At 73.3% G+C, this 12,887-nt stretch carries 12 protein-coding genes; 5 read left to right on the plus strand and 7 right to left on the minus strand.

The genetic code is table 11. The features are described 5' to 3' along the window. Nucleotides 1-37 precede the first annotated feature (37 nt). From KPL57_RS31950 to KPL57_RS31960, 3 genes are read right to left on the minus strand one after another with little or no spacing between them, the layout of a single operon-like run. Nucleotides 38-895 carry an ABC transporter permease gene (locus KPL57_RS31950; RefSeq protein WP_226354359.1) on the minus strand — a complete coding sequence of 286 codons (858 nt, stop codon included), beginning with the start codon at nucleotides 893-895 and terminating at the stop codon, nucleotides 38-40. Continuing rightward, a complete protein-coding gene (locus tag KPL57_RS31955) occupies nucleotides 892-1,833 on the minus strand; it encodes an ABC transporter permease (protein ID WP_100879042.1) in 942 nt (313 codons plus the stop codon). Before KPL57_RS31955 ends, KPL57_RS31950 begins: the two co-directional genes overlap by 4 nt. Next, nucleotides 1,830-3,320 (minus strand): ABC transporter substrate-binding protein, encoded by a 1,491-nt coding sequence (locus KPL57_RS31960; RefSeq protein WP_226354360.1) that lies wholly within the window; start codon nucleotides 3,318-3,320, stop codon nucleotides 1,830-1,832. Before KPL57_RS31960 ends, KPL57_RS31955 begins: the two co-directional genes overlap by 4 nt. Before the next feature lie 332 nt (nucleotides 3,321-3,652). Here KPL57_RS31960 and KPL57_RS31965 point away from each other — a divergent pair, with 332 nt between their 5' ends. Further along, a complete protein-coding gene (locus KPL57_RS31965) occupies nucleotides 3,653-4,843 on the plus strand; it encodes an MFS transporter (RefSeq protein ID WP_226354361.1) in 1,191 nt (396 codons plus the stop codon). 109 nt (nucleotides 4,844-4,952) lie between these two features. Here KPL57_RS31965 and KPL57_RS31970 read toward each other — a convergent pair whose 3' ends face one another. The 4 genes from KPL57_RS31970 to dnaK all read right to left on the minus strand — a co-directional run bounded on the left by KPL57_RS31970 (nucleotide 4,953) and on the right by dnaK (nucleotide 9,298). Next, complete coding sequence (locus tag KPL57_RS31970; RefSeq protein ID WP_301549047.1) at nucleotides 4,953-5,408, minus strand: heat shock protein transcriptional repressor HspR; 456 nt, start codon at nucleotides 5,406-5,408, stop codon at nucleotides 4,953-4,955. A gap of 5 nt (nucleotides 5,409-5,413) precedes the next feature. Then, entirely contained in the window at nucleotides 5,414-6,640 is a 1,227-nt protein-coding gene (gene dnaJ / locus KPL57_RS31975; protein WP_226354362.1) for a molecular chaperone DnaJ, read from the minus strand. A gap of 88 nt (nucleotides 6,641-6,728) precedes the next feature. Then, entirely contained in the window at nucleotides 6,729-7,391 is a 663-nt protein-coding gene (gene grpE / locus KPL57_RS31980; protein ID WP_226354363.1) for a nucleotide exchange factor GrpE, read from the minus strand. Between the two features lie 38 nt (nucleotides 7,392-7,429). Further along, complete coding sequence (dnaK, locus tag KPL57_RS31985) at nucleotides 7,430-9,298, minus strand: molecular chaperone DnaK (protein WP_226354364.1); 1,869 nt, start codon at nucleotides 9,296-9,298, stop codon at nucleotides 7,430-7,432. A 292-nt stretch (nucleotides 9,299-9,590) separates the two neighbouring features. Here dnaK and KPL57_RS31990 point away from each other — a divergent pair, with 292 nt between their 5' ends. The 4 genes from KPL57_RS31990 (at nucleotide 9,591) to KPL57_RS32005 (ending at nucleotide 12,743) form a co-directional block, all read left to right on the plus strand. Then, entirely contained in the window at nucleotides 9,591-10,115 is a 525-nt protein-coding gene (locus KPL57_RS31990; RefSeq protein WP_226354365.1) for a DUF3558 family protein, read from the plus strand. Nucleotides 10,116-10,192: 77 nt separating this feature from the next. Further along, complete coding sequence (locus KPL57_RS31995; protein WP_226354366.1) at nucleotides 10,193-10,519, plus strand: PE domain-containing protein; 327 nt, start codon at nucleotides 10,193-10,195, stop codon at nucleotides 10,517-10,519. A 29-nt stretch (nucleotides 10,520-10,548) separates the two neighbouring features. Continuing rightward, nucleotides 10,549-11,925 carry a hypothetical protein gene (locus KPL57_RS32000; RefSeq protein WP_226354367.1) on the plus strand — a complete coding sequence of 459 codons (1,377 nt, stop codon included), beginning with the start codon at nucleotides 10,549-10,551 and terminating at the stop codon, nucleotides 11,923-11,925. Next, nucleotides 11,922-12,743 (plus strand): ESX secretion-associated protein EspG, encoded by an 822-nt coding sequence (locus tag KPL57_RS32005; protein ID WP_226354368.1) that lies wholly within the window; start codon nucleotides 11,922-11,924, stop codon nucleotides 12,741-12,743. The genes KPL57_RS32000 and KPL57_RS32005 overlap by 4 nt, the downstream gene beginning before the upstream one ends. Nucleotides 12,744-12,887 lie beyond the last annotated feature (144 nt).

A 12,887-nucleotide genomic window follows, 5' to 3' on the forward strand; every position in this document is an offset into this window, starting at 1 on the left:
TCCGTACTCGCAGCAGTCTGGCAGGAACGAGGCGATGTCAGAACTGTCCGGTCGGACCGGTCGTCCACCGGCGCTCCAGCCCGCGGCCCAGCGAGGTGACGAGCAGCGCCGTCCCGACGACGGCCAGCGCGGGCAGCAGGACGAGCTGCGGGGCGTTGAACAGGAACTGCCGCCCGTCGGCGAGCATCGCCCCCCACTCCGGGGTGGGCGGCTGCGGACCGAGCCCGAGGAACGACAACCCGGCCACGGTCAGCAGGACGTTCGCGAACCGGAGGCACAGGTGCGACAGCAGCGGCCGGGCGAGGTTCGGCAGCACGTGCCGGAACGCGATCCGCAGCGGCCCGGCGCCGACGGCGACGGCGCCCTCGACGTACTCGCGGGCGCGTTCGCGGACCACGAGCTGGTAGGTGAGCCGGGCGAACGGCGTCCACCCGGCGACGACGATCGCCACCAGCAGCGACCACACCCCCGGCGCCCCGCCGGACGCGGCGACCACCACGAGCCCGATCAGCACCGCCGGGATCGCGACGAGCACGTCGATGGTGCGCTGGAACAGCTGCCCGACCGCCCGTCCGCACCAGGCGGCGAGCACGCCCAGCACCGTCCCGATACCCGCGCACAGCGCGAGCGCGACCAGGGTGAACCCGACCGAGAGCCGGGCGCCGACGGCGAGCCGGGCGAGCACGTCGCGGCCGAGCTGGTCGGTGCCGAGCGGGTGCGCGGCCGACGGCCCGGCGAAGCGGTGGGACAGGTCGTTGGCGACCGGGTCGAGCGGCAGCAGGGCGACCACGACGAGCACCCCGAGCAGGACCAGCGCCCCCACCTGCCACCACGTCGAGCGCCGGGCGGTGCGCGCGGGTGCGCCCGCCGGGCGGGCCAGTGCCGACGCGGTCACCGGACGGCGCTCCGGGCGACCGGGTCCAGCGCGAGCGCGAGCAGCTCGGCGAGGATCCCGGCGACGGCGGCGACCAGCACGATCGCGAGCAGCCCGGCCTGCACGACCGGCAGGTCCTGGCCGAGCACGGCGTCGTAGAGCAGGCGGCCCAGGCCGGGGATCGCGAACAGCACCTCGACCACGACCGAGCCACCGAGCAGCCCGCCGAGGAACAGCCCGGACAGGGAGGTGACCGAGGTCAGGGCCAGGCGGCCGCCGTGGCGCCACAGCACCCGTCCGTCGCTGATGCCCTTGGACCGCGCGACGGCGACGTGTGGGCGCGCCAGTGCGTCGACGGTCTCGGCGCGTACCAGCTGGGCGGCGAGCGCGGCCGGGAACGCGGCGAGGGTGAGCACCGGCAGCACCGCCTGGTCCACGTCGCCCCAGCCGGTCGCGGGCAGCACCGGCACGGTGACGGCGAAGGCGAGCACCAGCGCCGTCCCGAGCACGAACTCGGGGATCGCGACGCCCAGCACCGAGCCGGTGGTCAGAACCCGGTCGAGCCGGCCGCCGGGACGGCGCGCGGCGCGCACCCCGAGCGGGATGCCCACCAGGGCCGCGAGCACCAGCGCGGCGACGGTGAGGGTCAGCGACACCCCGAGCGCGGGCCAGAGCAGGCCCGACACCGGGGTGCGGCTGGTCCAGGAGATCCCGAGGTCGCCGCGCAGCAGCGCGCCGGCCCAGCCGGTGAACTGGTCCCACCAGGAGCCGTCGAGGCCGTACTGCTCCCGCAGCGCGGCCAGCACCGCCGGGTCCGGGTCGGACTCCCCGGTCCGGCTGCGCAGGATCGCGAGCGCGGTGTCCTGGCCGGAGAACCGCGGGAGCAGGAACACCAGCACCGCCGCGGCCACGGCGACCAGCGGCAGCGCCAGCAGCCTGCGCGCGACGAGTGCGGTCACTCCGTCGTCGCCAGCCCGGGGACGACGAGCGACTTGGCCAGCGGGTCGACGGTGTAGCCGGTGACCCGGTGCCCGACGCCGTTCGCGTTGGTGTGCACCAGCGGGACCCCGACGACGTCGGCGTTCAGCTTCGCGGCGGCCTCGGTGAAGACCTTCTGCCGTGCGGCCGGGTCGGTCTCGGTGGCCAACGGCGCGAGCAGGGCGTCGAACTGCGGCGAGCAGTAGTGGTTGAGGTTGTAGGAGCCCTGGCAAGTGTAGTCGCTGGTCAGCGTGGCGCCGGCGTCCGGCACGTCGAGCAGGTAGCTGCGCGAGAGCAGGTACATGTCGAAGTCACCGGCGAGCAGCTGCGGCTCGCGGGCGTCGTAGTCGCCGATGCGCACGGTGGCCTCGATGCCGGCCCCGCGGAGCATCTCCTGGACGGCGGTGGCCAGCGTGGGGAGCTCGGGGCGGGCGCCGTAGGCACCCAGCTCGATGCGCAGCGGGTTGCCCGGGCCGTAGCCGGCCTCGGTCAGCAGCTGCCGGGCGCGCGCCGGGTCGGCGGGCGGCGGGGCGTCCTGCGAGCCCCACGCCACGGCCGGGCCGAACAGCTCCGAGGCCGGGACGGCCGACCCGGCGAGCGCCTGCTCACCGAGCGCGGTGCGGTCGACGGCGGCCGCGACGGCCTGGCGGACCCGGATGTCGTCGAAGGGCTTGCGGGACTGGTTGAGGATCAGCGAGGCCGTCCGGGGCGCGGCGACGGTCTGGTTCACGTACTCGTCGCCGGTGAACTCCAGCGCGCTGGACTCGGGGAGCTCCTGGGCGATGTCGGCGTCACCGGCCCGCAGGGCCAGGGCGCGGGCGGCCGGGTCGGGCACGAAGTTCGCGGTGACACCGGCCAGCTGCGGGCGCTCGCCCCAGTAGCGGTCGTTGCGGGCGAGGGTCACCGACTGGGTGCCGTTCGTCTGGGTGATCGTCATCGGGCCGGTGCCGGTCTGCTGGACCGACGGCGGGGTGGCCCGGTACGCCGACGGCGCCAGGATCGCGGTGTTCGCGCTGGACAGCCGCAGCGGCAGGATCGGGTCGGGCTTCGTCGTCGTGACGCGCACGGCGTCCGCGCCGTCCGCGGCCGCCTGCAGGCCGATCCCGCGCACCGCGCGCGGCGGCGCGGCGACGCCGGCCACCCAGTTCAGGGCGGTCGCGGCGGCCTGCCCGGTGAGCGGCTCGCCGTTCTGGAAGGTCACGCCGGGACGCAGCTCGAACCGCCAGGTCCGCGGGTCGGGCTGCTGGGCCCACGCCGTCGCCAGTGCGGGTCGCGGCTGCCCGTCCGGCCCGGACGCCACCAGGGACTCGGTCACACCCAGCTGGGAGACGACGAACGCGTCGTCGGTGTCCACCCCGTAGCCGGCCGACGGGCCGAAGGCCATTGCGATGGTGGCCTGCCCGTCCGGGACGACCCGGCCGCTCCCGCCGCCGGTGCCACCGCATGCAGTCAGGACCGCGGCGCTCACCGCCAGGACGGCGGCGACCCGCAATCGGGAACGACGGGGTGCTACGACGGCGCGCGCGGCGGGCATTGCGACCTGTCCTCTCCGGCGCCCTCGACCGTGTGTCACCCGGCGCCCGGAAGATCTTCGGTAAGCCTGTACACACGGTCAAGCATCTTCATGCATGCGCATATGTCGTTACTGCCATCGAGTCGCGACTGCAGAGGGCGACCTGGTACCACTTCGTGGTGCTCCGCAGTCTCCTCCGCCGACCCGCCGATCCCGAGTCGGACCCGCGTCCCGCGGCCCCGCTCCGCGTGGGTCGCTGGGCGCACTTCAGCGGGCTCCCGCCGGTCATGAAACTGCTGATCAGCACCCAGCTGGCCTTCAACGTGGGCTTCTACATGGTGCTGCCCTACCTGGCCACGCACCTGGCCGAGGATCTCGGGCTCGCCGCGGCGGCCGTCGGGCTGGTGCTGGGGCTGCGGACGTTCAGCCAGCAGGGGCTGTTCGTGATCGGCGGGACCCTGACCGATCGGTTCGGTGCGAAGCCCGTCGTGCTCGCCGGGTGTGCGCTGCGCGTGACCGGATTCATCCTCCTCGGGGCCGCCGGCACGCTGCCCGCGGTCATCGGCGGGGCGCTGCTGACCGGGTTCGCGGCCGCCCTGTTCTCGCCGGCCGTCGAGTCCTCGCTGGCGCGGGAGGCCGGGGAGCGGGAACGCGCCGGGGAGGGCCCGCCGCGGACCGAGGTGTTCGCGATGTTCGCCGTCGCCGGTCAGGTCGGGACGGTCACCGGGCCGCTGGTCGGCACCGCGCTCATGCTGGTCGACTTCCAGCTGGCCTGCCTGGTCGCCGCCGTCGGCTTCGTGCTGGTGGGGCTGGCGCACTGGCGGTGGCTGCCGTGGCGGGAGGCCGAGCAGGCCGGACGGCCGATGCTCGCGGGCTGGGGCGAGGTGCTGGGCAACCGTCGCTTCATGCTGTTCGCGGCCGGCTACTCGGGCTGGCTGCTGTCCTACAACCAGCTGTACCTGGCGCTGCCCGACGAGCTGGAGCGCATCGGCCGCACCGCGGCACTGGGCTTCCTGTTCGTGCTGATGTCGGTGCTGGTCATCACCCTGCAGATGCGGGTGACGACGTGGGGCCGCCGGATCGGGGCCGGCCGCTCGGTGGTGCTCGGGTTCTTCCTGATGGCCGCGTCGTTCACCGTCGTCGCGGTGGCGCGGCTGCTGCCGGGCCTGCCGGGGTGGTGGGCGCTCGCACCCGCGGTGCTGATGGTGCTGCTGCTGACCTTCGGCGAGATGTTCGCCGTGCCGGTCGCGCAGGACCTGGTGCCCCGGCTGGCCGGGGAGCGCAGGCTGGGCGCCCACTTCGGGGTGCTGGCCTCGTTCGGCGGGCTGATGGTGCTCGTCGGCTCGACGGGCGTCGGCGCGCTGCTGGACCCGGCGTTCCCGCCGGCGCTTCCGTTCGCGGTGCTGGCCGCGGTCCCGCTGCTGGGCGCCGTGGTGCTCGGGCTGCTGGCCCGCCGCGGGGTCCTGACGGCGGCCTGAGCCGCCCGGCCCGCACCATCAGGGGCCGTCGCACCCCGGATGTGGTCCGCGCACCCGTCGCGATGGGTGCGGCGGCGCCCTGCGGGGTGCGGCGGGTACCGCGTGGGACTCAGCCGTCGTCGGCGGGGCGCCAGCGCACGACGGCCTGGCGCCGGTCCACCGGCACGAGGTCGCGCCGGTAGGAGCGGTGCACCGCCGCCGTGGCCTGCGCGGCGGCGGCACGGACCGCGTCGAGCTCGGCGGTGGCCTCCTCGAGGCGTGCCGAGAGCTCGTCGACCATCTGCTCCAGCTCGATGATCCGCTTGACGCCCGCGAGGTTCACGCCCTCCTCCTGGGAGAGCCGCTGCACCTCGCGCAGCAGCGCGATGTCGCGCTGGGAGTAGCGACGCCCGCCGCCCGCGGACCGGCCCGGGCTGACCAGGCCGATCCGGTCGTAGCTGCGCAGGGTCTGGGCGTGCAGGCCGGACAGCTGCGCGGCGACCGAGATGACGAACACCGGGCTGTCGTGTGCCACGTCGACGGTCAGCGGCTCCTCCCCGTCCCGGGGGGTGCGTCGTCCGGCCACCGCCATCACCTCCTGGTGCTACCGAGCAGATCGGCCCGCGGGTCGAACGACGACGTCGCCTCGGCGTAGGCCTCCAGCGCGCTCGTCGCCGCCTCGTCCAGCTTCTGCGGCACCGCCACCTCGACGGTGACCAGCAGATTGCCCTTCTTCCCGTTCTTGCGCTCGACCCCACGCCCCGACACCCGGAACGTCCGGCCGCTGGCGGTCCCCGGCGGGATCCGCAGCGAGACGGTGCTGTCGAGTGTCGGCACTGTCAGGGTCGCACCCAGAGCCAGCTCGGGAAAGGTCACCGGCACGGTGAGGGTCAGGTCGTCGGAGTTCTTCGACGACCGCCCGAAGATCCGGTGCGGGGTGACCGAGACCGTGACGTAGAGGTCACCGGCGGGGGCGCCGCCGCGACCGGGCTCGCCCTGGCCCGCGAGCCGGACCTTCTGCCCGTCGTCGACGCCCGCGGGGACCCGCACCGTCAGCGACCGGGTCCGGGTGGACACGCCGTCGCCGTGGCACTCGGGGCACGGGTCGTCGATGATGCGGCCGGTCCCGCGGCAGTCGCGGCACGGCTCGGAGAACGAGAACGCGCCCTGGCTGCGGTTCACCAGACCCTGACCGGAGCAGGTCGGGCAGGTGCGCGGGGTGCTGCCGGGCCGGGACCCGGTGCCGCCGCATCGCTCGCAGCGCCCCGGCGAGGACAGCTTGATCGGCACCGTCGCGCCGCGCACCGCGTCGTCGAAGGAGATGGTCAGGCTGCTCTCGACGTCCTGGCCGCGGCGGGCACCGGCCGTGCCGTACCCGCCCGCACCGCCGGCGTTGTTCCGCGCGGTGCGGCCGAAGATGTCGCCGAGGATGTCGCTGAAGTCGCCGGCCCCGGCACCGCCGGAGCGGCCGGCCTGGCCGAACAGGTCGTTGATGTCGAAGCCGCCCTGGCCGGCGCCACCGGGGCGTGCGCCGCCGGGGAAGCCGCCGCCGGTGCCGAACCCGCCGAAGCCACCGCCGCCCGCGAACATCGAGCGGGTCTCGTCGTACTCCTTGCGCTTGGACTCGTCGCCCAGCACGCCGTAGGCCTCGGAGACCGACTTGAATCGGGCCTCGGCCTTCTCGTCGCCGGGGTTCGCGTCCGGGTGCAGCTCGCGGGCGAGCTTGCGGTACGCCTTCTTGATCTCGTCCTGGGACGCCGTCGAGGAGACGCCCAGCTCGCGGTAGAAGTCCTTCTCGATCCAGTCGCGCTGGGTCACTCCGCCTCCTTCCCGATCGGACCCGAGGTGCGGCGGGAGGCCGGTCGCCTCCCACCGCACCGCGCGGTCACGTCCCTGCCCGTCCTGGTCAGGCCGGGTTCTGCGGCTCGCCGTCGCCGGCGTCCGCGCCGCCCCCGGCCGGAGCCTCGGGGCGGTCCTGCACGGTCACCATCGCCGGCCTGAGGACCCGGTCGGAGATGCGGTAGCCACGGCGCAGCACCGTCGACAGCACGGTGACCGTGGGGCCGGAGCCCTCGGCCGGCTCGTGCTGCACGGCCTCGTGGAGCTGCGGGTCGAAGGACTCGCCCTCGGCCCCGAACGGCTCGAGACCGAGCTTGGTCAGCACCGTGGTGACCTTGTCGGCCGCGGCCTTGAACGGTCCCGTGAGGTCACCGTGCTGGGCGGCGCGCTCGAAGTCGTCGAGCACCACCAGCAGGTCGTTCGCGAAGGAGACCTTCGCGTCCACCTTGGTCTGCTCACGGTCCCGGTCGGCCCGGCGCCGGTAGTTGGCGTACTCGGCGCTGACCCGCTGCAGGTCCGCGGTGCGCTCGGCGACCTCGGCCCGCAGCTTCTCGACCTCCGGGTCCTCCCCGTCGGCCGGGCCCGCGACCTGTTCGCCGTCCCCGGCCGGGGCCGCCGTGTCGGCGGCCCCGGTCGCGTCGGCGTCGGGACGGACCTCGCCGGTCTCCGGGTCCACCTTGCGGCGGTCCCGGAACGTCACCGGCTCCTCCTGCTTCTGTTCGTCAGCCATGTCGACCGTCCTGTCGTCCCGTGGATGGCCGCCGGCCGTCACTTGTCGCCCTTGGCGTCCTTGTCGTCGTCCACGATCTCGGCGTCGACGACGTCGTCCTGCTGCTCACCGGCGGAACCGGCCGCACCGGCGTCACCGGCCGCACCCGCGGCGGCCTCGGCACCGGGCTGCGAGTACAGGGCGGACCCCATCTTCTGGGACTCGGTGGCGAGCTTCTCCATCGAGGACTTGACGGCCTCGTGGTCGGTGCCCTTCAGCGCCTCCTGGGTCTCGCCCAGGGCGGCGTTGACCGCGTCCTTGACGTCGGAGGGGAGCTTCTCGTCGTTCTCCTTGACGAACTTCTCCGTCTGGTAGACGAGGGTCTCCGCCTGGTTGCGGGTCTCCGCCTCCTCGCGACGCTTGGCGTCCTCCTCGGCGTGCGCCTCGGCCTCCTTGACCATGCGGTCGATGTCGTCCTTGGACAGGGCCGACCCGCCGGTGATCGTCATCTCCTGGCTCTTGCCGGTGCCCATGTCCTTGGCGGACACGTTGACGATGCCGTTCGCGTCGATGTCGAAGGAGACCTCGATCTGCGGGACGCCGCGCGGGGCCGGCGCGATGCCGGTCAGCTCGAACATGCCGAGCTTCTTGTTGTACGCGGCGATCTCGCGCTCGCCCTGGAAGACCTGGATCTGCACCGACGGCTGGTTGTCGTCCGCGGTGGAGAAGATCTCCGAGCGCTTGGTCGGGATCGTGGTGTTCTTCTCGATCAGCTTGGTCATGACGCCGCCCTTGGTCTCGATGCCGAGGGACAGCGGGGTGACGTCGAGCAGCAGGACGTCCTTGACCTCACCGCGGAGCACACCGGCCTGCAGCGCGGCGCCGGCGGCGACGACCTCGTCCGGGTTGACGCCCTTGTTGGGCTCCTTGCCGCCGGTCAGCTCCTTGACGAGCTCGGTGACGGCGGGCATCCGGGTGGAGCCACCGACGAGCACGACGTGGTCGATCTGGTTCACCGAGATGCCGGCGTCCTTGATGACCTGGTTGAACGGGTTGCGGGTGCGGTCCAGGAGGTCCTGGGTGACCCGCTGGAACTCGGCGCGGGACAGCGTCTCGTCCAGGAACAGCGGGTTCTTGTCCGAGTCGACCGTGATGTAGGGCAGGTTGATGCTGGTCGACGACGAGCTCGACAGCTCGATCTTCGCCTTCTCGGCGGCCTCGCGGAGCCGCTGCATCGCCATCTTGTCCTTGGTCAGGTCGATGCCCTGGGAGGACTTGAACTTGTCGACGAGCCAGCTGACGACCCGCTCGTCCCAGTCGTCACCACCGAGGTGGTTGTCGCCGTTGGTGGCCTTGACCTCGACCACGCCCTCGGCGATCTCCAGCAGGGACACGTCGAACGTGCCGCCACCCAGGTCGAAGACCAGGATGGTCTGCTCCTTGTCGCCCTTGTCGAGGCCGTAGGCCAGCGCGGCCGCGGTCGGCTCGTTGACGATCCGGAGCACGTTCAGACCGGCGATCTGGCCGGCCTCCTTGGTCGCCTGGCGCTGCGCGTCCTCGAAGTACGCGGGCACCGTGATGACGGCGTCGGTGACCTCGTCGCCCAGGTAGGCCTCGGCGTCCCGCTTCAGCTTCTGCAGGACGCGGGCGCTGATCTCCTGCGCCGCGAAGGTCTTGCCGTCGATCTCCGACGTCTTCCAGTCGGTGCCGATGTGACGCTTGACCGAGCGGAACGTGCGGTCGGAGTTCGTGACCGCCTGGTTCTTCGCCGACTGACCGGTGAGGACCTCGCCGTTGCGCGCGAACGCGACGATCGACGGAGTGGTGCGGGCACCCTCCGAGTTCGCGATCACCGTCGGCTCGCCACCCTCGAGGACGGCGACGACGGAGTTGGTGGTCCCGAGGTCGATACCGACCGTACGAGCCATGGTGACTGCCTCCGAGATGTGTGGGGGTGTGAGTGCGTCCGGCTCAAGTTGTACCAGGCCGGGGAGCGCCTCGTGCATCGCCCTTGAGTGGGTCCTGCTCAACTTGCTCTCATGGGGGTCAACGGGCGACCCGGAAGACTTGTTCCCGGGGGACTCAACTTTTATCCACGGCGTTCGCGGGTGGTCCGAACGGCCGTCGACGGGGGTGGGGCGGGCTAGCCTGTGGCCGCTCGATCGTCGACGGAGGATCACCGTGCTCGTACCGGCTGCGCGTCGGATCGCCCTGGGGTCGGTGGCCGTCGTCCTCACCGTCGCGGTCACCTCGTGCAGCCCGCGCGCCACGCCGCCGGGGCCGGACTCCCCACAAACGGCGCAGCCGGGTCCGATCGACGTGACGAACAAGCATCCCTGCGATCTCCTGTCCGCACCGACACTTCGGACGCTCGAGCTACGCGACCCCCGGAAGAACGATGTGGTGATCCGCGGAACGCGGGCCCCTTCGTGCGGCTACTTCGGCACCGGAACCCCGCGGATCGACATCAACCTGCAATTCCTCCCCCTCGCCGCGACAGATCTCCGGTCAACCGACTCCTCCTCCGGCCAGACCCGGGGATACGACGTGATCGAGAACGACCGGTCCACCTCCCGGCTGGCTGTGTGCGAAGCCGTCGCCGACACCGACGACTCGACATCCGTACGAGCCCAGGCCTCGGTACCCACCGATGAACTGCGCGAGGCCGGTAGTCCCGTACGCGCACCCTGTGAAAGGGCCAACGAGGTCCTCGACGAGGCGCTCGCGGTGCTCGCACCGCACTGACCATCGCGATTTGCGACCGCGAAGCAGTCGCTCGAAGGACCCACGTTCCTACGGACCGCCGACTACCTTGCCCGCCCATGAGTTCGTCGGATCCGCAGACCTCGAGCGACCTGACCAGTCAGGTGTCTCCCGACAACGTCCTCGGTGTCGGTCGATCACTCGCACAGCAGGCCGAGGCCATTCGCGCCGCCCTGCAGAACGCGCTCGGCTGCACGGTCGGCCCGTGCGGCAAGGACCCGATATCGGGGATCGCGACACCGGTATTCGACGAGAAGTTCGCTGCCATCATCGATCGTCACACGGCGCACCGGACCGAGCTGGAGCAAGCCGTCACATCACTACGCGCTGTTGCCGCGTCGTACCGGATCGATGAGGCCGCGATCGAGAAGTCCTTCCGGATCTGATCGTCGCTCACCACCACGAGGACACGGGAATGGCGTTCCACCAGGGCTTCAACTTCGCTGCCAAGTCTCTTCAGGAGAAGTACGCCTGGGTGGTCGGAGAACCCGGCTCCACAGCGGTCGCCGATGCCGCAGCCGCACTCCGCACCGCGGACGCCGAGCTGCGCTCCGCATCGGACGAGGCCCGGAGACGCATGGCCGAGCTGGGCATCTCCTGGCAGGGCCCCGCCGCGTCCGCCGCCCAGCAGTCCCTCGACGGCATCACCACCTCGATGCTGTGCACCGCCCCCGTCACCGCGAACGGCGCGACCCAGCTGGACGCCTACGGGCAGTCCTTCGACCGCACCCAGGCCGCCATCGCCGCCCTGGACCCCACCCCGCCGGGCATCTTCACCAGCGGCGTCCGCAACCTCCACCTGCTGGCGAGCACCCCGATGACCGGGTTGAGCGCCACCGTCGCCGACTACGTCACCTCGCTCGAACGCGACCAGCGGCACAGCGAGGAGGCCGACCGCGCCCTCCAGGAGCACCTCGACACGGCGTCGGCGATCGACGACCGCTTCCGCACCGTCGACCCGGTGCCGGCCGCGACGCCCGCCGGTGCGGGAGGTCCGGCGCCGGGCTCGGCCGGGGCCGGCGGCTCCGGCCCGGCCGGTGTCGGGGACGGCGGCGGAGCCACCCCTCTCGGCGGAGGCGGTCCGGGAATCGGCGCCCCGGATCAGCCGGGCGGCGGGCACCGTCCCGGACCGGACGGCGTCGGTGCTCCCGGCGGGCCGGGGAACGGCGGGGCGGGGAACGGCGGATCGGGGTCCGTCGGATCGGGCTCCGGCACACCGGACGTCGGGCGAAACCCGGGCCCCGGTGGTCCCGGGACCACCGGCGACGGCATGGCCGACCGCGACCGCGGCACCGGGCTCCCCGAACCGGTCGACGTCGTCGCACCCCAGCACCTCGACCCGCCGGCCGCGCCCGCCCCGGACCCGTACCGGCCGGCGGTGCCCCAGGGCCCGTACCCCACGACGGCACCGGGCCCCGACCCGCTCGCCACCCGCGTCGACCTCGGACGCCGGTTCGGCGACCGGACCCGGGCCCAGCCGCTCCTCCCGCCGTCGGCCCGTGGTCCCGGGTACGGCGACCGCCTCCCCGGCGGCACGGGATCCGGTGGAGGGCGGCCCTACGAGCCGTTCGGTCCCGGCGCCCGGACCGCCGAGCCGGCCTGGTCCGCCCGCCCCGGCGAGACCACCGGACGCGGCGGCGCCCCCGGCGGCTACGGCCCGATGGCCGGCGGCGCGGGCAGCCGCGACGCCCGGGACCACCGCAACCGCTACGTCGTCCCCACCGACGAGGTGTTCGACATCGAGATCGCCGCGACCGACGCCGTCCTGGCCCCCGAGGAGCCCCACCGATGATCGACTGGAACCGCGCCACCGTCCTCACCGCCGCCGAGTTCGACGTCGCCCGGGACCTGCTCGACCTCGGTCGCAACCCCGCGGTCCTGGAGCTGCTCAGCCCCGGGTTCACCGATGTCGAGCGGGCCCGTGTCGTGCGGGAGTGTCTCGACACCCTCGCCGCGCGTGGCCTGTTCACCGGCACCGCGTTCGAGCCGAACCTGGTCGACGACCTGCGCACGGTCGTCGCACCGGAGTTCCAGCACGACCTCGTGGTCGCACCGCCGTCGTGGCAGCGGGCGCTGGTCGCGCGGCGGGCCGGGCGCGCGGTGCTGGCCACCCGGATCGGCGACGACGTCGCGCTGGTCCGCGTCCTGCCCGACGATGCGTCGGCCGTCCTGGTCGAGCTGCTCGGCGAGGTCGTGCCCGGCCCCGGGGCCGGGGTGCGGATCCCCGTCGCGGTGCTGGGTGAGGCTGCCGAGGGCGCCGACGGCGACGCCGACCGGCTCGTCCACGAGCTCCTGCGGCGGGGCTGCAGCGCGGCCGAGGCCGAGATGCTGCGGCGGATGGGGCAAGTCGAGGGCGTCGCCCAGCTCGGCGCCGGCCGGAAAGGACACGACCCGTGCCGCGCGCCGGGCGTCCTGCTGGTGCACGCCACCACGGACGGCTGCTACGTCCAGCGGCGCCCGACCCCGGACGTCGTCGGCGGCCCGCTCCCCGACGACGCCGTCGTGCACGCCGGTCCGGCCGACGCCGCGTACCTGGTCCGCGAGCTGGACCGGCTCGCCGACGGGGCGCGGCGCCGTCGCGCACCGGTCGGGACGCACCGGGCCTGGTGAGGGGTGGCCGGGAAATCGCTTACCGGGTAAGCGGATTCCGCGGGAGGTGTCCCTGCCGCACGCCGAGATGCAGCTCAGCGGGCCGTGGAGATCGACGATTCCCGCTGAGGTGCATCTCGGCGACGCCCCCGCGCGCCGGGCCGG

The organism is Pseudonocardia sp. ICBG601, assembly GCF_020496245.1.